The organism is Flavobacterium plurextorum, from assembly GCF_002217395.1.
In the GTDB taxonomy this organism is placed as follows: Bacteria; Bacteroidota; Bacteroidia; order Flavobacteriales; family Flavobacteriaceae; genus Flavobacterium; species Flavobacterium plurextorum.
The window spans coordinates 32680-58418 of record NZ_MUHD01000027.1 but is presented as its reverse complement, the minus strand read 5'-3'; the positions used below and the strand labels follow the sequence as shown (position 1 = coordinate 58418).

General features: G+C 33.2%; 17 protein-coding genes. 3 read left to right on the top strand and 14 right to left on the bottom strand.

Annotation, left to right across the window (positions count from 1 at the left end):
* Positions 1–165: 165 nt before the first annotated feature.
* The 13 genes from B0A81_RS14095 to B0A81_RS14035 all read right to left on the bottom strand — a co-directional run bounded on the left by B0A81_RS14095 (position 166) and on the right by B0A81_RS14035 (position 21579).
* Positions 166–1041 (bottom strand): helix-turn-helix domain-containing protein, encoded by an 876-nt coding sequence (locus B0A81_RS14095; RefSeq protein WP_089058636.1) that lies wholly within the window; start codon positions 1039–1041, stop codon positions 166–168.
* 192 nt (positions 1042–1233) lie between these two features.
* Positions 1234–3174 carry an oleate hydratase gene (locus B0A81_RS14090; protein WP_089058635.1) on the bottom strand — a complete coding sequence of 647 codons (1941 nt, stop codon included), beginning with the start codon at positions 3172–3174 and terminating at the stop codon, positions 1234–1236.
* Between the two features lie 245 nt (positions 3175–3419).
* Positions 3420–5459: a protein-disulfide reductase DsbD family protein gene (locus B0A81_RS14085; protein ID WP_089058634.1), complete on the bottom strand. Its 2040-nt coding sequence runs from the start codon at positions 5457–5459 to the stop codon at positions 3420–3422.
* A 145-nt stretch (positions 5460–5604) separates the two neighbouring features.
* Positions 5605–8415 carry a M16 family metallopeptidase gene (locus tag B0A81_RS14080; protein ID WP_089058633.1) on the bottom strand — a complete coding sequence of 937 codons (2811 nt, stop codon included), beginning with the start codon at positions 8413–8415 and terminating at the stop codon, positions 5605–5607.
* 175 nt (positions 8416–8590) lie between these two features.
* Positions 8591–9973 carry a TlpA family protein disulfide reductase gene (locus tag B0A81_RS21840; protein ID WP_244281428.1) on the bottom strand — a complete coding sequence of 461 codons (1383 nt, stop codon included), beginning with the start codon at positions 9971–9973 and terminating at the stop codon, positions 8591–8593.
* A gap of 25 nt (positions 9974–9998) precedes the next feature.
* Complete coding sequence (locus B0A81_RS14070) at positions 9999–11471, bottom strand: retropepsin-like aspartic protease (protein ID WP_089058632.1); 1473 nt, start codon at positions 11469–11471, stop codon at positions 9999–10001.
* Between the two features lie 6 nt (positions 11472–11477).
* Positions 11478–12350 carry a thioredoxin family protein gene (locus tag B0A81_RS14065; RefSeq protein ID WP_089058631.1) on the bottom strand — a complete coding sequence of 291 codons (873 nt, stop codon included), beginning with the start codon at positions 12348–12350 and terminating at the stop codon, positions 11478–11480.
* A gap of 85 nt (positions 12351–12435) precedes the next feature.
* On the bottom strand, positions 12436–13923 hold the full coding sequence (locus B0A81_RS14060) for a PKD-like family lipoprotein (RefSeq protein WP_089058630.1): 1488 nt from the start codon (positions 13921–13923) through the stop codon (positions 12436–12438).
* Positions 13924–13953: 30 nt separating this feature from the next.
* A complete protein-coding gene (locus B0A81_RS14055; RefSeq protein WP_099719415.1) occupies positions 13954–14721 on the bottom strand; it encodes a DUF4843 domain-containing protein in 768 nt (255 codons plus the stop codon).
* Positions 14722–14731: 10 nt separating this feature from the next.
* Positions 14732–16180: a RagB/SusD family nutrient uptake outer membrane protein gene (locus tag B0A81_RS14050; protein WP_089058628.1), complete on the bottom strand. Its 1449-nt coding sequence runs from the start codon at positions 16178–16180 to the stop codon at positions 14732–14734.
* Positions 16181–16190: 10 nt separating this feature from the next.
* A complete protein-coding gene (locus tag B0A81_RS14045; protein WP_165768072.1) occupies positions 16191–19508 on the bottom strand; it encodes a SusC/RagA family TonB-linked outer membrane protein in 3318 nt (1105 codons plus the stop codon).
* A gap of 170 nt (positions 19509–19678) precedes the next feature.
* Positions 19679–20827 (bottom strand): FecR family protein, encoded by a 1149-nt coding sequence (locus tag B0A81_RS14040; RefSeq protein WP_089058626.1) that lies wholly within the window; start codon positions 20825–20827, stop codon positions 19679–19681.
* 158 nt (positions 20828–20985) lie between these two features.
* Complete coding sequence (locus B0A81_RS14035) at positions 20986–21579, bottom strand: RNA polymerase sigma factor (RefSeq protein WP_089058625.1); 594 nt, start codon at positions 21577–21579, stop codon at positions 20986–20988.
* 407 nt (positions 21580–21986) lie between these two features.
* Between B0A81_RS14035 and B0A81_RS14030 the strand changes: the two genes are divergently transcribed.
* From B0A81_RS14030 to B0A81_RS14020, 3 genes are all read left to right on the top strand, one after another.
* Complete coding sequence (locus B0A81_RS14030) at positions 21987–22865, top strand: helix-turn-helix domain-containing protein (RefSeq protein ID WP_089058624.1); 879 nt, start codon at positions 21987–21989, stop codon at positions 22863–22865.
* A 72-nt stretch (positions 22866–22937) separates the two neighbouring features.
* Positions 22938–23771, top strand: a complete 834-nt coding sequence (locus tag B0A81_RS14025; RefSeq protein WP_089058623.1) for a Rossmann-fold NAD(P)-binding domain-containing protein — start codon at positions 22938–22940, stop codon at positions 23769–23771.
* Positions 23772–23775: 4 nt separating this feature from the next.
* Entirely contained in the window at positions 23776–24168 is a 393-nt protein-coding gene (locus B0A81_RS14020) for a DUF5367 family protein (RefSeq protein WP_089058622.1), read from the top strand.
* A 51-nt stretch (positions 24169–24219) separates the two neighbouring features.
* On the opposite strand, the gene B0A81_RS14015 is transcribed toward B0A81_RS14020, so the two are convergent.
* Positions 24220–25659, bottom strand: a complete 1440-nt coding sequence (locus B0A81_RS14015; RefSeq protein ID WP_089058621.1) for a glycosyltransferase — start codon at positions 25657–25659, stop codon at positions 24220–24222.
* Between the last annotated feature and the right edge of the window lie 80 nt (positions 25660–25739).

Genomic DNA, 25739 nt, shown 5'->3' with positions numbered 1-25739 from the left:
AATTTGAAAGAGTAAAAATTCCTAAATCGATTTAGTAAAAATAATAAAATAAATTAAAAAGCAATACTTTGTAGAAAAAAATAAATATAATGGAATAAAAACGCGGTTTAAATTAAGAATAATCTTTCGCGTAAAAAGAGAAAAAGAAATGTAATTTACTGATTTCTATAAATTTTGAAGTCGGCGATAATCTGTTGGAGAAATAGAAGAATGTTTTTTAAAAAAACGTCCAAAAGCAGAAACTGAATTAAATCTAAGTCGATAAGCAATATCACTTATATTGATTGCTGGATTTCCTAATAATACGACGGCTTCTTTTAACAAATGAGCATCGATAATTTCGTGCGGAGTTTTGTCTGCAGCTTTTTTGACAATCTGAATCAGGTATTTGTTTGAGATATGTAATTTCTGAGCATAATAACTTACTCCTTTATGTTGCGTTATATTATTCATAACCAGATTAAGGAACTGGAAATAAGTATCTTTCGGATTACTAGCAATTGAAACTGTTTCAGGTGCTTCTTTTGGTAATAATTCGGCTGTTTCTAAAAGCAGATTGAATATAATGGTTCTGACAATTTCATCTTTAAACTTCAAATCGGCCTCAATTTTACTTTCAAGGTATTTCATCAATTTAATAAGCTTTTTGGCATCTTGCTCTTTGAGTTGTATGAGCTCAAATGATCTGTCTTTAAAAAAAGCCAGTCTTTCAATGATAAAAGGATCAGATATGTATTTAAGCAGAAATTCCTTTTCAAAAAACAGCAATTTCATCCTAAAGTCTTCGCTGTTATTATGAAAAGCAATAATGGTTGCAGGTCTTGCAATTAGTAAAGTAAATTGTTTTATATCATGCTGATGTCCGTCAATAGCAATATCGATATCTCCTTCAGTACAAATACACAACGAATAATAATCCATCCGAAAAGGCTTCTGAGGATATTCCATTTGTTTTTTACCCGAAGAAACATAATAGGGTAACTTATTATCAACCTCAAAATAGGCTAATGTATCTCTTATTTTATCGTAAGGTTGATCCATCCTATATAAATCCTGCTTAAATATTGTTTTTGGAAAACTAATTTACGTATAAAAATAAGCATTTATTAGGTATAATTCCTTATAAAATGTGACCTTTTAATAATTAATTAAACTTAATTCATGCAAAAATGACGCTAAAGCAAAAGCCTTAACGTCATTTATTTGAAATATGATATTATATACAATTATGTTTTAATCTCTGATTCCTCCTATCCAATGTTTTAACTTATTTAATTGTTCATTAAAGAAGGATTCGTGCTCTTGCCCATCATCAGCATTTTCAACAAGCAGATGTTCGTAGTAAGTTCCTTTTAGAAATTTTCTTAAAAGTCCTTCACCTACTATTGGCTCATAATCATTTAATGATTGTGCAGCTTTAAGCAAATGACGAATATCGTATTGCAGCGGATTAATGTCCGGCACCTGTTTGTTCAGATTCAATAAGTCGTAAACCGCTATTCTGGCAGTTCGCACAGAACTTTCCATTGTAAATACAATATCATTATTGGTTTCTACAAATTGCCCTACTAAACCTAAATTGGTACAACCTTCCGGCACTACTTGAGGACGATCGCCTTTTGCTCTCGGCATAAACATAGACGTGATATATGGCATGTAAGAACTTCTAACAATGGTATTTTCAACAATATTGTCTAGTTGATCAATGATTCCTAAATGATACGCTAATTCAGCCAAAATCTCATTTCCAGTACATTGCGGCATTGTTTTTTTGACATAATCACCTTCTTTGTCCATAAAAAGGGCATAGACCCAAATTACTAAAATATCATCCGGCTGGTCTGGAAAATGAGGTTGTCTGTTACATGTAAAACTCATTAACCATTTTGAATCGCTGATGGTTACAATTCCTCCTGTTGCCGTTTTTCCTGAGTACGGATCGTTGACACAAAGTTCCTTTACTTTTTCTACAAAGGCAGAAGGTTTACAAGTAAGTGTAGCCGATTCCCAAGAAGATTTTGCAATGTTACCACAGAATTTTTCAGGTTTCCCGAAAACAGGTGATTTAGCGGCCAGATTTTTCCATAATTTCCACCCGGCACTTTGTCCGCTCGTACTGTTGTCTAAACCTATAATTGGAGCATTTTTATTATCTCCGTAAAAGGTATCTTCAGTCATAGAACCTGTTGTAGCAATTACATAGTTATCTTTACCTACAGGAATTCTTTCTTCTTTCCCGTTTTTTTCGGTAATAATAGCTTCCACTACTTTACCTTCGGTATTACTGTGAATATCTAAATCTTTAACGAGTGTGTTTAAGTCAATTTGTACGCCTTTACTCTGAAGAAATCTTCGAAGCGGTGTAATAAAGGTATCATATTGATTGTATTTTGGAAAAACGAGACATGAAAGATCCTTCATTCCGTCGATTGCATGCAGAAAACGGTGCATATACAATTTACATTCTAATAAACTGTGCCAGTTTTCGAAGGCAAACATAGTACGCCAAAAGAACCAAAAATTACTTTCTAAGAAAGATTTACTAAAATAGTCTTCGATGGTTAAATCGTCTAAATCTTCTTTCTTTTTAAGGAGCAATTTTATAATCGCAAGCTGATCTTTTTTCTCCAATCCAAATTTACTGAAATCTTTTATTTGTCCTTTATTATGAATCAATCTCGCTTTAGAGTAATTAGGATCATTATCATTAACCAAACGGTATTCGTCTAATACGCTATACGGTTCCGGAAGTTCTAAAGCTGGAATATCCTGAAAAATATCCCAAAGGTTTTCATAAGTCATATCCATTTCACGTCCGCCGCGAATAATATAACCATCTGTAGTATTTCCGGCGCCATCAAGTGATCCGCCATCTACATGAAGCTGATCCAGAAAAATAATATTCTCACCAGGAACATGAGCGTCACGGATAAAATAATAAGCTGCTGCCATTCCTGCAATACCGCTTCCAACAATATAAATTTTACTGTCTTTATACGATTTTGAAGGAATCCCTTTGTTTCGCTGATAGTTTCCAATTTGATCTGAAAAAGGCATTGTTTTTTCAGGTGTATTAATTTGAACCTCTTTACTAGAGTCCGGTTTGTGGTTCACATTTCCATATTCTTGAGAACCATTAAGTAATTTATCGAATTTTGAAGTGGTAGAACTCATAACTAATCTATTTTTGATTTACTCAAAGTTAAGACTAGCCAGAAGATAATGTGCATCCCGAAATTCGGTAATACTATCCCCAAATTCTTACTTATTTATTTGCTGTATTTCTTTCTGTACCATTTTTTAATGCGTACCAAAAATTGCTCACAAAAACGCCAAGCAGCCTATTTTCATTAGAAAACCTAAAAAAATTGGCGGCTTGGCGAGATTAAAAAATAACGGTCTAATTTTCTGTCTATGCTTTATTTAAAATTAGAAATTCCGTTTTTAAGCCAATTATAATAATTCTCAATATCAGGATTATAAGCAGACGGCTCTGTAAGATTAGCACTTTTGTGATCAACTATTACATAAAACGGCTGCGCATTTGCTTTATAGGTTTTAATTTGAAGATCACTCCATTTGTTCCCGACGGTTTTGATTTTTTTTCCGGTTGTTTCAGAAATATATTGTTCCTTTTCAGGCAGTTCTTTTTTATCATCCACATATAATGAAATCAACACAATATCATTTTTTAACACTTCCAGAACTTTCGAACTAGACCAAACCAGTTCCTCCATTTTCCTGCAATTTACACACGCATGTCCCGTAAAATCAAGCAAAACGGGTTTCCCTGTTTTTTTTGCAAATTCCATTCCCTTGTCATAATCATGAAAACTGATTAGGTTTTGAGGACCAAATTCTGCTCCTTCAGGTAAAAGCACTTTTGATATAGAAGTATTATTAGAATTTCCAAATCCATTTGGAGATTCACTGTACTGCATTGGCGGCGGGAATCCGCTGATGAGTTTAAGAGGCGCACCAAAAAGACCAGGAATTAGATAAATGGTAAAACTTAGCACCAATAATCCAAATGCTAATCTTCCTACTGAAATATGCTGTAACGGAGAATCGTGCGGCAAGGTAATTTTTCCGAATAAATAAAGTGCCAAAACTCCAAAAACTGCAATCCAGATTACAAGAAAAACTTCTCTTTCCAGCCAATGTAATTGCAGCACCAAATCGGCATTAGACAAAAACTTAAAGGCTAAAGCCAATTCAAGGAAACCTAAAACTACTTTTACCGTATTAAGCCATCCGCCAGATTTTGGCAATGCGTGCAGCCACCCCGGAAAAGCGGCAAATAAAGAAAAAGGTAATGCAATCGCCGTAGAGAATCCTAACATTCCAATAATAGGCGCAATTCCGCCTTTTGAAGCAGCTTCGACTAATAATGTCCCTACGATTGGTCCTGTACACGAAAAAGAGACAATTGCCAAAGCCAAAGCCATAAAGAAAATCCCAATTAATCCGCCTTTGTCTGCCTTCGAATCGACTTTGTTTGCCCACGCATTCGGAAGCATAATTTCGAATGCTCCTAAAAATGAAAAGGCAAAAATCATTAAAAGCACAAAAAAGATCAAGTTAAACCAAACATTTGTTGAAAGTGCATTTAGAGAATCTGCTCCAAAAGCCCATGTCACAACAGCTCCCAAAAAAATATAAATAGTAATAATCGCAATTCCATAAAAAACGGCTTTTCTAATTCCCTGCGATCTTGTCTTGCTTTGTTTGGTAAAAAAACTGACTGTCATTGGAATCATCGGAAAAACACAAGGCGTTAACAACGCAGCAAATCCTGAGAAAAACGACAATAAAAAAATCGTCCATAAACTTCTCGATACTGTTTTTGGTTCGTTTTTCTTAATTTCTTTTTGAGACGTTTTTACAATTGTTGCTGCAATTAATTTTTCTGTTTTTTCTTTTACCTCAACTACGGCGGGTTCAGTTACCTCTATTTTTGTTTCCGTTTTTAAAGCAGCTTCTATTAAAGTTTTCGCTTTCGCGGAAGGACTCACAGTAAACTCCAATTCATCTGAACTTGGCGGAAGACAGTTTTCGTCATTACAAACCATAAATTCAACATCTGCATTGATTTTGAATGGTTTTGATGAAAGTATTTTAATACGCTGTCTAAAAGTCGTTTCTTTCTCAAAAAACTTAATCTGCATTTTGAAAACGGGATCATTAACCGTTTTTCCATTTTCTTCTTTTACAGCATCCATTAAAAGGAAATCTGCTCCTTTAATAAAATTAAAACGTGTTGGAATTGGACCTCCGTCAGAAACTTCCTGGCTGTATAAATGCCAGCCAGATTCTATAATAGCTTTTGCCTGCAATTCGTATTCAGTATCAGAAATTTTCTCGACACTGGTTTTCCATTTTATGGGATTGTATATCTGAGCCTTTGCTAATATGGAAAACAACAGGAAAAAGCCCAATAAAAAAATGTTTTTTTTCATGGGTTAAAATCTTTAAGAAAGAGGGTTGAATAGCAAAAAAACAACCCTCTAAGTAATCCGCTATGCAAACAAAATTGCTTACTAATTCAAAAAAACTATTTGATAGGGAAATACAAATTAAACTTTGGTAATAAAAAGAATCAGTTTATTTTAATGGTTTGAAAACAACTTCGTAAGATTTTGCATTTTTAAAAAAAGTATTTGCAAAATCCTGAATGTCTTTTACCGTAACTGCATTTACAATATCAATGTAATTTTTTGGATCATCCATATTAATATTATTTTCAAAATAATTGAAAATTAGATCCATGCTGTTAAAATTAAAATTTTGCTGATCTGCTTTTGCTTTGATATAGTTCTTACTTGTTTTTTCAATATCTTCATTCGAAATATTTCCTTTTCGGATTTTATCAATTTCTTGATATACAATTGGCAATAAATGTTCTACTTTATCTGCGTCACAATCAAATGCTATATTGAGGTTAACAGTAGGTTTAGGAAGCTTTACTAAACTTCCACTAACCTGCGCGCCATATGTTCCTCCTTCTTTTTCTCTCAGGCTTTCAGTATATCTTAAAGTTAAAATATCACCTAAAAATGAAGCCAGAATTATATTTTTTTGAGAATAAGGAAAGTTGTCCTGAAACTTAATTTTAACGGAACTCTTTGGTGTTTCCATTTTTATAAAAACATCTGTGTCTATTTTATTAGAAACCCATTCAACTGTATCATCCTTAAACTTCTCTTTCCTTTTTATTCCAGGTATACTTGCAATATATTTTTCTAATAAAGGTTTTAAAACTTCAGGTTTAATGTCACCCACAATATAAAATGTAAAATTGCTTACATCTGAAAAACGATCCTGATAGAAAGATTTCATTTTATCAAAAGATAAATCATCTATAAATTGTTGATTTACTATGCGAACTTCTGGATTGTTTTTACCATAAATAGCAAAACTTAAACTGTCCTTCATTTTAGATGAAATATCATTTTGCCTATTTTTCAAAGAATTTTGTATGTTTTGTTTTAACAAATTGTACTGGTTCTGATCAAATCTTGGTTTGGCAAAACGTAAGTAAACCAATTGCATCATCGTTTCTGCATCCTTTGTATTTGCACTACCTGTAACTCTTTCTGACAAATTATCAATATCAGCCAAAACATTTACAATCTTTCCTTTTAGTACTTTTTCTAAATCGGTACTCGAAAATGATGCAACACCTGACATCATTGCCAGATTTGCAGCACCAGCAATTGAGGGTTTATCTTTAGAGGAATATAAAGAAGATCCTCCAGAACTTTTTGCATTCAGCGTGACCCATTTTTTATTCTTATCAGCAAATTTATAATGCACTTTTATACCATTACTTAATATGTAGGTAGTTGCTCTAATTTCTTTCGTTTCTTTTTCAGAAACAATTTTACCGGGTTTTAAATCCACTCCATCCATAAGAGATTTAGCAACAAAATCATCTACATATGGCTGTAATGACGGATCATTTTCTGCTTTCTTGATAATATCAAAAGCTTTTTCCTGTGTTAAGTTATTTTCGTTTTCTACACCCCTAACTGTAACAACTCGGTTTTGCGAAGTATATAATTTACTTATTTGCTCTTGAAGCTTTTTAGTGTCAACATTTTTTAAAATGCTTTTTACCATTTCAAATTCTGTTTTTGGATCGGCAATTATTTCATGATTTAGATAACCATCTTTTACCATTCCGATAACTTGCTTGTGTGAAATCTCGTTTAGCTTTTCTAAATAATTTTCGTAACCTGAAATAGTTTCTGTAACTGCTCTTTCAATTTCTCCTTGAGAAAAACCAAATTTGTAAGCTCTAACCCATTCGTTCATTACCATTGCAAAAGCTTCCGCTTGCTTTTCTGGTTTTGGAGAAACGCTCAACATCCACATATCGTTAAGTCTCGTATATTTTTGAAACCCTATTTGTGCACTTTTAAATGGACATTCTTGTTTTTGAGCCATTTCTGCCAGACGATTATTCAAGATAGAAAAAGCAAGGCTTCTTTCTGTTGATTTTTCTAATTCGGCATAAGTTCCTGTTGGTTTTTCTGAAACGTGACGAATCATAAAACTGATGTTAGAAGCCGAAATTTCTTTATCTAAAGCTAGTTTAAAAGTTGGCTCTGCTCTTTCTGGAATTGCAATTTCAAAACGTTTTTTAGGATTTACTGGTGTCGGAATATCTGCAAAAAGCTTCTTGATTTTGGCTTCAATTTCGTCCGAATTAATATCTCCCACAATTGCGATTGCTTGCAAATCTGGGCGATACCAATCTTTATAAAAATCTTTTAAAACCTGATATTTAAAGTTTTTAATGATTTCCATGTCACCAATCGGCATGCGGTCTGCATAAAGTGAATTGTTGTAATAATAAGGCGCCAGCTGATTGTAAATTCTTGCTCCTGCATTTTGTCTCGTACGCCATTCTTCGGTAATTACACCGCGCTCAGCATCGATTTCATCATTCGTCAGAGACAAAAAATTAGACCAGTCATGCAAAACCAATAAACAAGTATCGACAACTCCGCCATCTTTTGAAGGAATATTGTCTAAGTTGTAAACTGTTTCGTCTGTACTTGTATACGCATTGATATTTTTTCCAAAAACAGCTCCTTGTTTCTGAAGTGTATTCAAGATTCCTTTTCCTTCAAAATGTTTGGTTCCGTTAAACGCCATATGTTCCAGAAAATGCGCCAAACCTTTCTGCTGGTCGTTTTCTAAAATCGAACCCACATTTTGAATGATATAATAACTTGCTGTATTTTTATTAACCTCTGTTGGGTAAATATAATACGTCATTCCGTTTGGCAGAATTCCTTTTTTTATTTTCTGATTGACTGCAATTGGATCTGCTGCTTTAAAGTTTTGTGCTTGCGACAAGTTTATAAAACCTGTCAGAAGCAGAAGAACTATCGATATTTTTTTCATTTGTTTGCTGTTTTAAATATTTTTAAACACATAGAAACATAGTTTAGCTGCCTATAAAAAAGGCATTTCACTTAATATCAAAGAACATAGCTGCCATGTGGAAAATCTTGATTCTAAAAATATCTCAATTTTTTGATCTGTGATTCTATGTGTTAAAATATTTTTATGTGTTTATTTAGCTCTTCAATAATTTATCAAGCTGCACTCTCAACTCAGGATTAGACGGACGCAAAGCATCTGAATTGATAATGTTTCCTTTTGTATCAAATAATAAAAATCTCGGAATCGCATTTACATCGTAATTTTTAGCTACATCAGATCCAAAATCTTTATCTGCCATTAACTGAATTCCTTTTAATTGCTCTTTGGTAACAAAATCTTTCCATTTTTGCGCATCTTTTGGTTTGTCTAACGAAAGACTTACAAATACAATATTTTTTCCGTGATAATCTTCTTCGATTTTTTTCATGTGAGGAATCTCTGCTTTACAAGGTCCGCACCAAGTTGCCCATAAATCGATGTACACATATTTTCCTTTAAAATCAGAAAATGAAACTGGTTTATTATTAATATCATTATAGGTAAAATCTAATCCTTTCTGACCTACATTTTTATGAAGTACTTTTTCATATTCTAATAAAAATGATTTGCTTGTCGCAGAAATCATATAAGGTTTTATGCTTGGTGCAATTTTTTCATATTCTTCAATTTTCATTCTTGAATTTGCTACTACATCACGTAAATACACATCTTTTAGCGCAGGATCTGTAATATGATTTAATGTTTCAACAATATCTAAACGCTGTGGAACTGCGGCACCGCTTACACTTACATAAAAGAAATAATTCGACATTAAAGCAACACCGTTATGTAATTTTAACAAATCTGGATCTGTAAACTTTTTATCTGTCTGCCAAGTTTTTATAACTGCCGGACGGTCGTCTTTATCTGGAAATGCAGTTCTAGGCATTCTGAAAAAAGTATATGTCGATTCTTCAACATCTGTTGCTACAGCCAGTTTTAATAGCTTATTGAAATTAGTATCTTTTGTATTTATTGTTTTAGAAAATTCATTTGCTTTTGCAACACCTTTATCAAGCCAAGGATAAAAATCTACGTAAGTTACATTTCCTCCAAGTCTTGCAAATGGTGCAAATTCATTATATATTTCATTTGCTTTCTGAACCAGAACATTCTGCCCCACATTTTTTCCACTCAAAACATAATGCTCTTTATTAATAACCAAATTGATATCTAATTTTGGTTCTAAATACAAACGGATTAACTGAGTTCTGTTTTTAAACTGTCCGTAATCAATATAATAAAAGCCAGCAGCTGAAACTGGTGTCATAAAGCCAAACTCCCCAAGCGGATTAACTTTAGCGGTAGCAGCAACGGCTGGCTTTCCATCTTCAACATTGTAAAGTGTAACTTCTTTAGTCTGAAAATCTGGAATCGAAATTGTTCCTTTAATTACAGCATATTCTGAAATGCTGCCTGCAAAACTCATTTGAACCGTTACAAAGGTCAAAATGAAATAAAAAATGTGTTTTTTCATGATAGTTATTTGTTTTTTGATTGTTTTAAATTGAAATACGCATCGACTGATCACCTTGTTCAATAATCAGGTCTTTACTTTCTTTATTATTTTTTAGTTTTCTAAGATTTTCTGGTTTCAATAAATCTTTTGCTTCAAAATCATTAATCTGAGTGATTTTTGCTCCAATTTTGACTTGCTTCAAGTCTTCATTTTGCTGGTCTATAACTCGTTTTACTATAAGATTCTGGTTTTCGTCAAAATCCAAATCAAGTCCGGCGATATAAAATGAAAAATTCTTTTTAAAGTTTTTATTTGGTTCCAAATAAACCGTTTTATGGAGTACATCAATTGTAAAATTGAAACGTTTTATTAAATCAATCCCCAAAGATCCATCGGCGTACGCCCAGTTTTTATTGGCTTCTTCATATTCCTGAACTGCAATTGTTACATCAGAAAAATTATTTCCATTAATAACAACATTTGGTATTGCGCCGCCTACAATTTTAGTTTGCTTTCCTAAACTGTAATTAACAGATGTGTATTCTGTTTTTAAACTGGCTTCCAGATTATTTTTATGATTAAAAGGTCCGTATGCAATTAAGTCATAACCCGCGCCGGTATCAAAAGTAAAATTGCCCTCGACTGTTTTTTTATCTTCAAACGTCAGATTCATTTTTACTACCGGAAGCCCTGATTTATAATCAAAAACTAATGGTTTTGCTTTTCCCCAATAATTGAAATTTCCAAAATTGTACAAATCAATGGTCATCGTATCAAAATTGACAGATGTGATATAGTTGCGTAATAAATTGGCGCCAAATAATCCGTCGTAAACACCATGTTTTGGAAAAATAACTAATCCTTGATTTTTTAAAACCTGATCGCCAATATAAATGGTATTATCTGCTGAATATTGCACTTGCTGGCTTCCGCCGACTACAGATGCCGATTTGCTTTTTGTAACTACAACTCCTGCTTTATATGCGCTGTCTGGATTTAAAGCCATTCCGTCTGCGCCTGTATCAAAAAGCATTAAAAATTCGCGATCAGCTTTGTTTAATTTTATTTTAATGGCAATTCCGTTTTCGATAATTTGAAACGGAATACTGGCCACTTTTTTAACCTCAGCATTTCGATCTACTCTGTATAATCCGTCAAAAAAAGTAACATAGCGTATTTTGTTTTCTTTATTGAAAACTATTTGAGTGGGTTTCTTTTCTTTTCCTTTAAAACAAAAATCAGCCGAAACAAAAGTTTCGTCTTTAATTGTTGCCGATTTTCCAATTTGGATAGAATCCAAAACTGGAAAAGCATTAAAAATAGTATTTAAATAAAATTCATTTGAGGAAGAATCTCCAGCGCCTACGGTAAATTCAGGCGCCAAAAGATTTTTCATATCATTATAATTTTTATTTTGAAAGGCTTTTTCAAAAGATTCAATAGATTTTTGAGCGCTGTTTTGAGCACAAACTGAATATCCAAAAATCAATATTGAAAATAAAAATATCTTTTTCATTTCGATTTACTTTTGCAAAGAAGAAGGATTAACAACCACTTTTTCTACTCCAAAATCTTTCAATAAAATACCCTCAAATTTTGTCCAGTCTTCCGTAGAATAAAGCGGTTTCATTTCTTCAAGTAATTTTTTGAAAGCTGGTAAATCATTCGCTTTTTCGAATTCTTTTTTCTTACGCTGTAAAATGGTAAATACATGATTGGTCACACTTCCAGAACCGTAATCTTTATAAAGCTGTTTTGCATTCTTTAAATAAAAATCATCGTATTGACGTCCGATTCTTAAACCGCTAATAATAACGAAAGGAACTTCGGCACTTAATGAAGGCTGTGCTTTTAAATAGGCATCGGCAGTTTCAAAAGAAACATTTCTTTTTCCGTTCAAATAAGCCTCTTTGTAAAAATCAGGATACTCTTTTTCTTGAATTTTCGTACTATACTTTTTGAAAATTCCTTTTTTAGCTGCTTCTTTTGCATTTTGCAGTAAAGTTGTGAATTGCTCTACGTTTTGAAAACCGCTTTCAATATCAATTACTTTCCCATCTGCATTCATAAATAAAAAAGTCGGAAATCCCGTAACACCATACTTCATACATAACTTTTTACCGATTTCTTCTTTAAGAATATCGGATTTGAAAGTCACAAAATCAGCACTTAAAACAGCGGCTACTTTAGGATTTGGAAATACGTCTTTGTCCATTTGTGCGCATGGCATACAGCCTGTAAAATACAAATCGACAAAGATTAATTTTTTCTCTGTTTGGGCTTGTTTTTTGGCTAATTCCCAACTTTCGTCAGTTGATTGTGTCTGTGCTTTTAAGGCAATAGAAGAGCAGGCAAGCAGCAAAACTGCACTTGCGATTTTAAAAAAACGTTTCATAAGATGTGGGTTTTAAGAAACCGAATGAAGTTTGAGTTTTATTCTTCATTCGGTATTTTAGTTTTTAAGTTTTAGTTATTTGTAATTATCGTACACGATAAGTAACATCTACAATTTTGCATAAGCCTGAATAACTGTTCTCCAAAATTAAATTTCCATTTACAGGCGGAACTGTATACAATTCTAACTTTCCTGTTGTGCTGTAAGAACCCACAATTAATTTGCTGATTACTTTTGAACCTCGCTTACTAAAACCTAGATAAGTAATTTCTTCATTTCCTTTATCGAGCATCAATTTGGCAGATTGTGTTCCGCTGTCGTATTCATACACCTTATTACCAACGGTATAGAATAAATATCCAGCATCTGGACTTACAGCAAATTTTGTTGCTTTATTTAAATCTGGAGCATTCAACATTTCTTTATAATAGGTCTGTACAGCATTTGTATTAAAACGCAGCAAATAGAATTTACCTGTAGAAAGATTCTTTAATACTGCAAAATTTTCATTCAAATTAAAATTAGAATTAGTCATATAAACCAAATCACAGTTGGTATTATTCCAGTCTAATACTGTTGGAGAAGCTGTAACAGGAGGCATTGCAGAACAATTTCCTTTTGAATAACTGAAGCGTAGAAAACGATGCAAATCAACATCAAAGAAGACTGCAGTTCCTGTTGCGCCAGTTTCTGCAAGAAAAGGCGCAGCACGAAAGGTTTTAGTTTCCAGATCTACTTTATTTTGCGGCAATCCATATCTAATTTGCTGTGCTCTATTATAATAATAAATATCACCATCTTTATACAGGAAATTTTCTGATCCAATAGGGCATTTCATAAAATCTACTGCAAAATTTGTTGGAAAACTTCCTCCAACGGTTTCGTATGCAATATTCATGGTCTGATTCCATTCAAAAGAATCGGGTTCTAATCTTGCTGTTCCAGATTCTGATGCTGTTACATAGATTCCATAAATAATACTTCCTGGCAAAGGCCCACTAAAAGATTCTACATCTACAGCTTTTCCTTTTAATTTCAATGCAGACCCAGCGGCATCTAACACATCATTAATAATACGTGGCTGCGGAATTCCTGGAATTATAGAAACCATATCCAGTCGGGCTTTGCCATCTACATCTCCAACAACCAGCCAGCCTTCATAAATAGACGAAACTACATTTAATGTAATTATGGGCTGCTGCCAGTTGATTCCCGTTACTTTATCTTTTATAAAGTAATATAGACTATATTTTGCTGGCGGTAATTTTAAAATACCTTCAAGGTTTTTGGTTGTGGCAATAGTCGTTCTTGCTTCGTAAGCCAATTTTGCAGGATTTAACGCAACCCATTTATATTCGTATCGATCTGAATCTGTACTGCCATCTAAAGTGGGTTTTATATCGGGAATTATATTGAATTGATCTCCTGTATATACCGTATATTCTGCTTCTATTCCAGTTACGTTGAGCTCATTTATCTTCTCATAATTATAATTTCCTTCGTCGCTTACACAGCCGTATGCCAAAAAGAAGAGTGCTATTATGACTGTCTGTATTTTTATATTTTTAAACATCGCTTTATATTTTTAAATTAAAGAATGGTTTTAACGAAATATCATTTCTTTTCCGTCTTCCTCATAAATAGTATTGCCATTGGCTTTTTGATCGGCCAGATAACGAGTCATGAAGCTTGCGTAATACAGTATTTCAGGGATTGAAAGTCCAACTGAACCTCCGGGCTGATTAAACATTTCTGGATCTAGACTCATCAATTCACACATTAAAAAGAATTTTTTAGCGGTAAATACACCAAATGAACCAGGCTGCCATCCAATTGGCTGCATCAGCTTGTCAGTAAATGTCAATTTAAAACGCGTATAATTAATCTTTTTCTGTGTCAAAACATTCGTTACTCTGTCTTTCATATTTACAGTGAAAAATTCGTTTTCTTCGAGATTTAAAACTAATGTTACGGATTTGTCTTTTAAATCTAAAGTTCTATGAACCGTTACAGGAATTGAATCTATTTGTTTGCCGCCATGCAAAACAATATTTTCAGGTAATGAAAAATGTGTTCCTAAAACCGCCGTACTTGAAGGATCAACTGAAACTTTAATTTTTCGGTCAACATCACTTACTGTTCCTTGAACTCGTACTGGAATAAGATAAACTCTTCCGGTAATAGCCGCTTTGTCAAAACTAAAACTGAATCCAGTACTGTCTATTAGTGGTGCATTATTATATGCTGGAAATACAGCAAGAGGAAAATAAATGTTATTGGTGTCTTTATAAACTTCAATCTCTTCTTTATCGCAAGATGTTAAGCCTAACAAAGAGAAAAGAAGGATACTTAAAATCAATATTTTTTTCATGATTACTTTTTTAATTTTGAAAATTAACTTCCGACTCTGGTAAAGGCACGACATATTTTGCTGCATTCATTGTAACATTTCCTGAAGATGCAGAACCATTTGGAATTGCAGTCGAATTGATCCTTTTATAGTAAAAGAATAATTGTCCCTCGCCTATAAACTCTTTTCTATATTCTTTTGTAATTTCTGTAGCTAATACTGCACTAGGCGCCAAATTGGTCAGACCTCTATTGAATCGAAGTGTGTTTAAAAATGCAATACCATCAGCTGGTACTGGTGCCGTTTCTGCAGCGATAAGATACAGTTCTGAAAGTTTAAACATTGGGATCTGTAAACGGAAAAGTTTAGTTTTGTCTGTTACGTCTTCATATTTGAAAAATGTTTTCTGGGTTTTTCCTCCCGTAATTGGAATTTTCCAGCTTGGCAAACTTCTGTAATCATTATCATTAGACTCAAAAACAGCATTTATTCTGCTCAACATTGGAGCATAAATATTAAAATCGTCTAAGCTAGAATCAAAAAGTGCTTTTTGTTTGGTATATAAGGTATAATCACTAAGTGCAAAGAAATTCTCAGAAAAGAAAATTCGATCTGGATTAGAAGTGTTTGTAGCTTCTAAAAACGGAGTCCAATTAATAAAAGAATTTGCTTTTACAAAATTTATAACTTCGGTTACAATAGTAAACGCTCCTGTTTTATCTCCAGCATATAAAAGTACTCTGGCTTTTAGACATTTTACCGCTAGTATATTCATTCTTTGCCCGCGGTTTAAAGAATAATAAGGGTTTGAATCAAATGCTGTAGAGGCTGCCGTTTTCCCTGTAGTAAGTATTGGATCATTCGCCAAAAGCGCTATTGCTGCATCTAAATCTGTTGTGATCTTTGCAATCACATCTTTAGCTGGTAAAATTGGTTTATTTGCTGTTACTGCAGCATCATAATAAGGTATTGAAGGATCTGCCGGCGATACTTTGTAAATTGGCCCGTACAATCTTAACATATCAAAATGCAGCATGGCACGGATAGCAATCGCTTCTCCTTTTAAAATATTTGCTTTTTCAGCTGAAATAACTTCGGTATGCTGATCAATACTTTCTAAAAATTTATTTGCAGATAAAACGGTTGTAAAAGCACTTTGCCAAATTGCAGAAAAAGTGTTCTTTGGAAGTGTTTCATCATACGAATAAGTTGCTATTTTATTTTTAACATGCGATCCAGACATATTGTACTGCTGTCCTAAAATCTCAACAGCATCCATAGTGAGCTGTCTGCCGTAAAGATTGTTTACTGCCAGCTGAAGATAAAGTCCGTTGTGCACATTCTGTACGCCAGCTTCTGAGCTGTAAGCCTGATCCTCTAAAATTTTATCTTGCGGCACAACATCCAAAAAATCACTGCAGCTTGCTACCGTTAAAGATGCAAGTAAAAGGAATGTAATTTTATATAAATACTTGTTCATAATTTCTGTGTTAGAATGATAAATTAAGACTCAAAGAATATATTCTTGAGAAAGGATAAGAAATACCGCGTTCTGCTTTAATAGTTGAAACACGGAAGAATTCGTTTGCCAAAGCATTAAATCCTAATGCTGTCAAACCTGCTCTTTTCAACCAAGCTCTATCTGTAACACGGTAACCTAAACGAATAGATTCTCCAGAGATGTAATCATCTTTTTGGATGAAACGTGATGAAATAGGTGTATTATTGGTTAATCCTATCGCTTTAAATTGTGCCATTTGACCAGGAGTTGTCCAACGATCTGTAAAAGCTCTGGCATCTTGATTATCAAAAATATTATCTCTGGAAATATTTTCTACTTTGTTGTACAAGGCAGAGTTAAATCTTTCTGCACCAAAACTGTAACGCACAAATAATCCGAAACTAAAACCTTTGTAATTTAAGTTTGTAGAAATTACTCCTGTAGCTGTTTCTCTAGAATTTCCCATTACTACTTCATCTTTTTTATCTAGAATAAAAGTAGTCTGACCGTTTTTCTTTAAGAAAACTTCTCTTCCAGTTGCAGGATCAATTCCTAATGATGGTACAGCCCAAAGGTCATTACTGCTTGCTCCATCATAATATCTTGTCAAACTGGTTGTTTTTTGTGCCTCAGAATTCAGAGAAGCCAATGCATTACCAAAACCACCCAATTCATTTTCTCCTGTAGCTCCCATTATCCCAATTCCCCAAACAAAATTTCGGCTTAAATCGTAGATAAAATTGTAATTCATTTTTAATTCTAGTCCTTGTGTATTTAAATACCCCAAATTTAAAGGATAACCATTAAGTCCTGTCGAAGCTGCAAGGTCGATTGCTACAATTTGTGGAGAGGTTTTACGCTTGTAAGCTCCCAAAGTCATTGTTAATCTATTTCTAAACATAGCAAGATCCAATCCTAAAGACAGATCCTTGGTTCTTTGTGCTTCTAAATCTGGGTTTGCAATTTGAGAAACTCCTAATCCTGGACCAAAAACATTTGTATTTGGGTTATAAGCATATACATCATAAGAAGCAAAACCTACTAGATTCTGATTTCCAGTCTGACCGATATTGGCACGTATTTTAAAAATATTGACAATATCTTCGTTCATTTTAAACTCATTGTTCAAGTTCCATCCAAAACCAATTCCCCAATAAGGCGAATATTTTTTGTTTGTTCCAAAATTGGTCGCTCCTGAAATTGTCTGGGTAAAATCGAATAAAAATCTGCGGTCGTAAGCGTAGTTAATTTGATTGGTTAAATCGACGCTTCTTATCAATTCTGTATAAATTTCTGGTTTAGCATTTGGCTCATATCCAAATGCGAATGCAGGATTTCCGGGAACTCCAAGAGGGAATCCTCGTAAAAATGATTTATAAGAATTGTTTCTTGTTTCTAATGCCGACGCTCTAATCGTGTAGTTAAAGGAGTGAACATTTTTAAAAACATTAGAATATGTTGCACCTAGATTAGCGTTCCATTTATCTGTAATCGCGTCATATTTGCTGTAAGTTCCTTTTTCTGTCGCAATATTAGTAATAAAACGAGTATCATCTGGAGAAGTAAAAACTGCATTATTGTTTTCAAGTCTTGAAACAGATAAAGCTCCAGTTGCTTTTATATGCGCATTTATATCATAATTAATCGCAAAGTTATTCGTAAAATTAAAATCTTTTCCTTTATTATAACTTCCTAAAAAGACATTATAAAGTGGATTAGCCGGATGGTTTACAATGGTTTGCGAACTAGTTAAAGGCAATGAACTTCCGTCCATATAACGAGTTATGACTCCATTTTCGTTATACTTTGGATAATATGGACTTGCTTTTGCCCAAGTTTCAAATGAACCGTATGGCGATTCTTGGTTTGTTCCTCCAGAAACAAAAAACTGATTATTAATGTTTAATTTATTTTTTCTGTAAGTCAAAGTGGCATTATATCCCCAAGTATCGTGCTCTGAACCTTTCATTGTTCCGGTCAGCGTTTTATAATTCCCAGCCATGTTAAATCTAAATTCATCAGAACCTCCTCCAAGATTTAAACTGTGCCCAGATGTAATTCCCATTTGAATCGGTTCATTTAACCAGTACGTATTTACACCGCTGCGCACCGCTGCCAGACGTCTGTTATACTCTTTATCCCAAGTTAATGGGGTAGTTTCAGTAGTTCCATCTTTGATAATAAATGCGCCAGAAAGTCTTTCAAACTCTAATTTTTGTGCGGCACTCATTAAATTGTAAACACTTAAATCAGCCAATTCATATGAGGAATTATACACATAAGAAAACTGTAATTTTCCTGGAAGAGGTTTGTTCGTTTCGATAACCACAACACCATTTGCAGAACGAGAACCGTATAATGCTGTTGATGCGGCATCTTTTAATAAAGTAATACTCGCAATTCTATTAATATCTAAATCAACAACTTGCTGTAAGGTAGTTGGAAATCCATCCAAGATAAACAAAGGTTGATTGGGATCGTCTCTAAACTGACTATCTACCTGATTTGCTGTTAAACTCGTCTGCCCTCTCACCTCAATTGTTGGCAGAATATTCGGATTTGATCCTGCAATATTATTATTAACAACAATAAAAGACGGGTCTAATGATTTTAAAGCCTGAACAACATTTTGCGTAGAAACCTGTCTTAGTTCCTCACCTCTAAAAACAGTAACGGCACCCGTAATTAACTCTTTCTTACGAACCGTAACTCCTGTATTTACAACAACTCCCACAAGTTCTTTTGTCTCTTGCGCTATTGTAACATTAATTACTTTTCGTTTATTTACCTCAACAACCTGCGATTTATGACCAATATAGGTAAATAACATCTGCCCGTCTTCTGGTGCAGTGATTGTATATTTTCCATCAAAATCGGTTTGTGCTGCTGCATTTGTACCCCTTACCTTTATATTAACTCCTGGTAAAGGTTCTTTGGCTTCATTTGTAACAGTTCCTTTAATTTCGATCATTTTGGACTGAGCCACAACTTTCTCAGCAACTCTCTCTTTTACAATAATGGTATTTCCGGCAGAAAAACTAAAATCAAAATCTTTATTGGAAAAACTGGCTTCCAATAAATCATTTACTTTAATTTTTCCCTTTTTTAAATGTACTTTAGGTGATTTTTTAAATAAATCTTCCTGATAAATAAAAGTATAGTTGGTCTGTTTTGTAATGATGTCAAAAACTTCGTCAACAGATACTGTTTTATCAGCTGTAATTACAACTTTCGTGTTTTGTGAAAATAGATTTACGGGAGAAAAACCAAAAATTGTAGTACAAAACAAGAAGATAAAAGTTCTCATAATGTTAATAATTATCCTCTTTCTAAAATAGAAATAGGCACTGGTTAATTTAAATTTCATAAATTTACATGTTGGTTGGTTGGTTAATAAAACTGACTTACTGATTAATACACAGAAAGGGATAAAGCGCAGTACGGTGAGAGGTCTAAACTTTAATCCCTTTTCTTTTTTTATTTGATTATAATCTTATTATCTTTTTTCTCATAGGCATTAATAAAATTGATATTCTTGATGGTGGTTAATATGTCTTCTAATTTTTGATTTTTATTTAAAACCCCATTAAACTTAACATTGCCAAGCGCAGGATCTGCAAATACAATATCTACATCGTACCATCTTGATAATACTTTTGCAATATCTTTCAGCGGCATTCCTTTAAAAACAAACAATCCTTTTCTCCAAGAAATTTCATTGTAAACATCCACTTCAGAAACTGCAATATTTCCGTTGTACTCCGTTATTTTAGACTGCTTGTTTGGAGTTAAAATTTGTTTTTGTGCAGCATTGCTCACAGCAACTACTCCTTTTACCAAAGTGGTATAAATAGCAGGTTCGTCTTTGTAAGCCTTTATATTAAACTCGGTTCCAATAACCTCAACATTCTGCTCTTGAGTTTTTACTTTAAATCTCGAACCTTTGTGTTTTGTACTTGGCGATACTTCAAAATAAGCTTCTCCATAAACTAGTTCTACTTGTCTGATTTCACCATCAACAAAAGCAACTGGATATTTTAATTGCGACTCCGAATTCAGCCATACTTTCGTACTGTCAGCAAGCTGTACAAAAAACTGCCCGCCTCGTGGAATCGTTAAAAGATTATTGGCGCTTACCGCAGGTTTCCCATTTGAATTGTAAACTAGTTTTTCTCCGTTGCTGGCAGCATTTCCTTTTGTATACGATTTCCCTTTTTCTAATGCAATTACAGAACCATCTTCTAAAGTCAGCGTTGCTTTATCGCTTCCTATTAAAATTTCTTTGTGAGCAACTGCAGGAGTTTCTATTTTAAGAGGATTTATTTTATTTATAATTAAAGAAATAGAAATCAATAGTAACAGCGATGCGGCCATTGCCATAAATTTAAATTTAGTCGTAGTATAAAAAGGCTGCATAGGAACTACTCTATTTTCTTCTGCTTGGATGGCATTTTGAAGACGAGTTCTCATTTTAAATTCTAGTTCGTCTTTAGCTCCCAGAGTTTTATCCCATTCATTATCTGTTTGAAAACTTTCGTAATAATTCAATAATTTATTATTCTCCTCGAGATTGGTATCACCGGAAAGATATCTATTTAGTAACAGTAAGAAATCCTCTTTTTTCATTTTTTATTGTATTATATCGGGAGTATATAAGATAAGTAACCAAAAAGGAACATACCCCCTACTCCAAATTGTATTTTTTTGATTTTTTTTTGAAAAAAAAGTAAAAAAGAAGAAAAATCACGCATCACTACCCCACTCACTGCATTTTTGTTTTTCTGCTAAAAGATATTTTTTGACAGCCATAAAATCATAGCCATGCTCATACTTTCACCCATCGAAGATCTGATGGTATGCAAGGCTTTTGTAATATGATTTTCGACTGTTTTTGTAGAAATATTAAGCCTTTCGGCAATTTCTTTATGACTCAGCTGTTCTTCTCGGCTTAATTTATAAACGGCCTGACATTTTTCTGGAAGTCCTGCAATTATTAAATTAAGCTGCTGCACAAGTTCGTCGTGCATTAACTGTGTTTCTGGAGTTGTAGATAAGAAACGTTTTTCTAAATCATCAAAAAGTTCGACATGAACTTTGTCTTTGTTTTTTCTCAGATGATTAAAAACCTGATATCTCGCACAGGCGTACATATAGCCTTTTAGTGAAATATGAATTTCTATTTTTTCGCGGTTGTGCCAGATATTCATGAAAATATCCTGAATAATATCTTCACACAATTCTCTATCTTTCAAAACATTATACGCAGACATAAATAAAGACTGCCAAAACTTATTGTACAATTCAGTTAAAGCAGTTTCATCCCCATTACGTAAGCGGTCTATTAAAATGACATCTTGATTTAGGTCTGGTTTTGACAATTGATTTTAGTTTGAAAAGGTAAGTTTCAGCAAACATAATAAAATATTTGAATATTTTTAATTTGTTATGTCCCAAGAACTTTAGTTAACATTTTAACATTTATTTTTGATTTACACCAAATTTACAGCTCTTTTAAAATAATCTAAAAATACAGCTCTCAAAATGTAAATTTTTCAAGTTTTTTAAAATAAAAAAAAGAATTTCCTAAAAATTTTAGCAAAACATTAATACATTTACTCTTAAAATTAAAATGTTAAAACCATTTTTCATGCAGCTAATTTCTTTAAATCTATAAAAATTAAATTGCTGTCACTTTTATTTTGCTTACAAACGAAACACTCCTAAATACAGGATTAAAAAATAAATAGTACCTTATCCTGCTTTTTCAAAACTGTATCTTCCTGCTATGACAACAGATATTATAGAACTGAACGATTTTATTGTGCTGATAGAACAATCTAATACCACAAAAACAATAATTCAAAAATGCGAAATCGACGGCGATGCGGTGGGTTTTGCTTTTTATGGTTCTGGTAATGTCGAATTAGAGATCAAGCATAATGATCAAACTAAATATTTGGTAAACACAACAGGTCTTGCCATTTGTTTTTTTGGTAATCAAAAAGTAGAATTCTCACATAAAATAGAACCTGATAAACCTTTACAGTCTATCAGTATTTTTACAAAACCGAAACATTTAAATTCCCTTCCGCAGGCTGAAAGAGAAATTTTTGAAAATCATCTGCCGCAATTATTAAATCCGAAAGAGCATTTTGTAAAAGGTCCGTCTTATTATATGACACTCGACATGCAGCTTGCCGTTCAAAAAATATTCAACACTACTTACAGCGGCAATACAAGACTGTTATTTTTAAGAAGTCAAATTAATGAACTCTTAGCTCATTTTTTTGCCCTTTTAACTTCTGAAACAAAAGCCGATTTTTCTGAAATAGACAAAAACAAACTTTTCAAAGCAAAAGAGATTGTCACAAACAGTTATTCAAAACCACCTTCAATTACTCAATTATCTCAAATGGTTGGTTTAAACAGCAATAAACTAAAAAAGAATTTTAAGGAGCTTTTTGGTATTCCTGTTTTTAAATATGTGCAGGAAGAAAGACTTAATAAGGCTTATGAATTATTGCGCGAAAGCGAAAAAACAGTACAAGAATCGGCATGGGAAGTGGGTTATGAAAGTCTAAGTTCGTTTTCGAATGCATTTCAGAAAAAATTCGGTCAACGTCCAAATGATGTAAAACAGCAGTTCTTTTCAAACAAATCATAATTCTTTTCAAACAAATGATTCCTTTTTAATCTAATCAACTTTGTATCAGTATTCATTTAAAAAGATATTGATATGAACAAGAAGAAAATTTTAGTCTTGGGTTCTAATGGAAAAACAGGACGCAGAGTTGTTGAAAGATTGCAAAATAATTCGGATGTTGAAATTCGTTTAGGTTCACGAAATGAAAAAATTCCATTTGACTGGGAAAAACCTGAAACATGGAATGCAATACTTCAAAATATTGATTTGGTGTACATTACTTTTCAACCCGATTTAGCTATTCCTTCTGCTGTAGAAGCGATAGAAAATTTCACAAAACTCGCGACAAAAAACGGTGTGCAAAAAATAGTGCTTCTTTCTGGAAGAGGCGAAAAAGAAGCTCAAATTTGCGAAGAAATTGTAAAAACAAATGCTCATAATTGGACAATTGTACGTGCCAGCTGGTTTAATCAAAACTTTAGCGAAAGCTTTTTCTTAGAGCCAATTTTGGCTGGATTTACGGCATTGCCAAGAGCTGAAGCGCTTGAACCTTTTACGGATGCCGATGATATTGCCGATGTTGTAACGACTGTACTTTTGAATGAAAGCCATAACGGAAAAACTTACGAATTAACTGGTCCAAGATTATTGACTTTTAAACAGGCTGTAAATGAAATTGCAGAAGCCAGTGACAGAAATATAACTTTTCAAAGTTTATCACTCGAAGAATATACACAGATGTTACGAGAATATCAGGTTCCTGAAGATCACATTTGGCTCGTAAATTATCTGTTTGAACAAGTATTAGACGGAAGAAATTCTCACATTACTCAAGATATTGAAAATGTACTTGGACGAAAAGCGAAGGATTTCAGCCTTTATGCAAAAGAAACTGCCAAGACTGGAATTTGGAATCTAAAAGTTTAAGATCATGCGATTTTTTAGAGCCTTTTTTTCGGGAATTTTAGTTTGGATCGCAGTAAGTCTTTCCTTTTATGTATTAGAAAAAGTCTATTTTTTAGAAGAATCTTTTTTATGGCAGTCAATCCTTACCACAATTTTTATTGTATTTTTTGCCATTGGAGCGGCTAAGTTTTATTATCTGAAAAAATATAAAATGAGTGGTTTACAATTAGGAATTATAATGTCTGCTACAGCATTAATTCTAGATGTTTTTATAACAGTCCCGTATGTTGAGATTCCAAACGGCAGGAGTTACGAAAGCTTTTTTACAAGTCCGGTTTTGTGGATCTTAGCTTTTACAAATGCTTTTACGGTTTATATATGGAAAAAAAAGCAAGACATAAAAAAAACTCCTGTTTAGTGGTAGACAGGAGTTTTCAGAATTAAATATAAATAGTAGTTTGCGAAAATATTAACCTCTAGTAAGCCATCCTTTTTTACGAGCGGTAATTATGGAATATGGAGCAATCCAAAACAATCCGAAGGTATAAAAAACGCTGTATGAATAAGCCCAAAATGATTCTGCCAAAGAATATCTTTTGGCATAGAACAACATTGAAAAGCTAGACACAATCAATATTCCTAAAAGCGTTGCACTGATAAATAATAAAGGATGTGTTGCTATAAAATAAAACATAAAAATCAAAAACGGATACGTCATAATAATTCGCAATGTTTGATCTGTACACAATAATCTGGCTCCAAATTTAGACTCTTTTCTAAAATCTTTAAAGACATATTTCAGCATCATAATATTTTCACGAACATTACTTCTTCCCCATCTTATAAACATTTTATACAATCCAGTATAATCTTCTGGAACATTTGTAAGTACAATGGCATTTCGTTGAAACAATACATGTTTTCCTTGTTTTAAAATCATGTTTGTCATAGCGCGATCTTCACCAATATCTGATGGCTGTCCCATAAAAGTCTGCTCAATCCATTCTGGCAGACATTCAAAAACTGCCGTACTGCGATATGCAGCCAAAGCTCCCGGTGTGCACAGAACCGATCCAAGCATACTTTCGGCAGAACGCATAAACTCAAAACTCATTACAAAACTTACGTTCAGCATTTTTGGTAAAATTGCTTTTTTATTATTCAAAACCTGAACATTTCCAGCAACGGCACCACATTTTTCATTGGTAACAAACGGGCTTACTAAATTTCTTAAAGTATCTTTTTTAACGATTGAATCACTATCAACCGTTACAAAAATTTCACCAGTTCCTAAATTAAAACCACGGTAAAGTGCATGACGTTTCCCTTGGTTTTTAGGCTGTTGAAAAATCGCTACACGATCACCCAATTTTACTTTTGCTTGTTGAATCCAATACCAAGTATCATCTTTGCTTCCATCATCAATTGCCAAAAGCTGCAATTTATGCTCTGGAAAATCACTATTGGCTAAACTCATCAAAGTATCATAAACCAATTTGCCTTCATTGTAAGCAGGTACAATTACCGTACAAGTTGGTAATAATTCATCAGATACTGATTCTACAGGTTTGTATTTCAAGTACAGAAATAAATTATAAAGAAAAATACCGCCTTTAAAAACAAACAGAAAAACAGTAATCCCTAAAAATATAAGTCCGCCAGTCGAATTTATTCTTTCAAAATGAAGCTGATCAAAATCAGGTTGAAACTGAAATACAAAAAAAGCGCCGGTAAGCATTAGTAAAAAAGTCCCTGCAAGTACCATAAATCCAAAAGGACTTGTTGGTCGTTCGATATGTTTTTTTGTTTTAGTATTGTTGCTTTTAAAAATTGAAGTGCTTATTTGTGCGTCTTTGCTTATATCGCTGCCGGCATAAAATTGCTTTGAAATAATTGATTCACTTTCCATGTCTTATTTGTTGTATTAATTCTGTTTATTGGCTTTTATTAAAATGATATTGATTTTGTGCATTTACTTAAATAAGCGCT

What these genes read in the sequence shown, in the direction of transcription:
- B0A81_RS14095 (WP_089058636.1), bottom strand. Translation starts at nt 1,041, where the DNA reads ATGGATCAACCTTACGATAAAATAAGAGATACATTAGCCTATTTTGAG.
- B0A81_RS14090 (WP_089058635.1), bottom strand. Translation starts at nt 3,174, where the DNA reads ATGAGTTCTACCACTTCAAAATTCGATAAATTACTTAATGGTTCTCAA.
- B0A81_RS14085 (WP_089058634.1), bottom strand. Translation starts at nt 5,459, where the DNA reads ATGAAAAAAAACATTTTTTTATTGGGCTTTTTCCTGTTGTTTTCCATA.
- B0A81_RS14080 (WP_089058633.1), bottom strand. Translation starts at nt 8,415, where the DNA reads ATGAAAAAAATATCGATAGTTCTTCTGCTTCTGACAGGTTTTATAAAC.
- B0A81_RS21840 (WP_244281428.1), bottom strand. Translation starts at nt 9,973, where the DNA reads ATGAAAAAACACATTTTTTATTTCATTTTGACCTTTGTAACGGTTCAA.
- B0A81_RS14070 (WP_089058632.1), bottom strand. Translation starts at nt 11,471, where the DNA reads ATGAAAAAGATATTTTTATTTTCAATATTGATTTTTGGATATTCAGTT.
- B0A81_RS14065 (WP_089058631.1), bottom strand. Translation starts at nt 12,350, where the DNA reads ATGAAACGTTTTTTTAAAATCGCAAGTGCAGTTTTGCTGCTTGCCTGC.
- B0A81_RS14060 (WP_089058630.1), bottom strand. Translation starts at nt 13,923, where the DNA reads ATGTTTAAAAATATAAAAATACAGACAGTCATAATAGCACTCTTCTTT.
- B0A81_RS14055 (WP_099719415.1), bottom strand. Translation starts at nt 14,721, where the DNA reads ATGAAAAAAATATTGATTTTAAGTATCCTTCTTTTCTCTTTGTTAGGC.
- B0A81_RS14050 (WP_089058628.1), bottom strand. Translation starts at nt 16,180, where the DNA reads ATGAACAAGTATTTATATAAAATTACATTCCTTTTACTTGCATCTTTA.
- B0A81_RS14045 (WP_165768072.1), bottom strand. Translation starts at nt 19,508, where the DNA reads ATGAGAACTTTTATCTTCTTGTTTTGTACTACAATTTTTGGTTTTTCT.
- B0A81_RS14040 (WP_089058626.1), bottom strand. Translation starts at nt 20,827, where the DNA reads ATGAAAAAAGAGGATTTCTTACTGTTACTAAATAGATATCTTTCCGGT.
- B0A81_RS14030 (WP_089058624.1), top strand. Translation starts at nt 21,987, where the DNA reads ATGACAACAGATATTATAGAACTGAACGATTTTATTGTGCTGATAGAA.
- B0A81_RS14025 (WP_089058623.1), top strand. Translation starts at nt 22,938, where the DNA reads ATGAACAAGAAGAAAATTTTAGTCTTGGGTTCTAATGGAAAAACAGGA.
- B0A81_RS14020 (WP_089058622.1), top strand. Translation starts at nt 23,776, where the DNA reads ATGCGATTTTTTAGAGCCTTTTTTTCGGGAATTTTAGTTTGGATCGCA.
- B0A81_RS14015 (WP_089058621.1), bottom strand. Translation starts at nt 25,659, where the DNA reads ATGGAAAGTGAATCAATTATTTCAAAGCAATTTTATGCCGGCAGCGAT.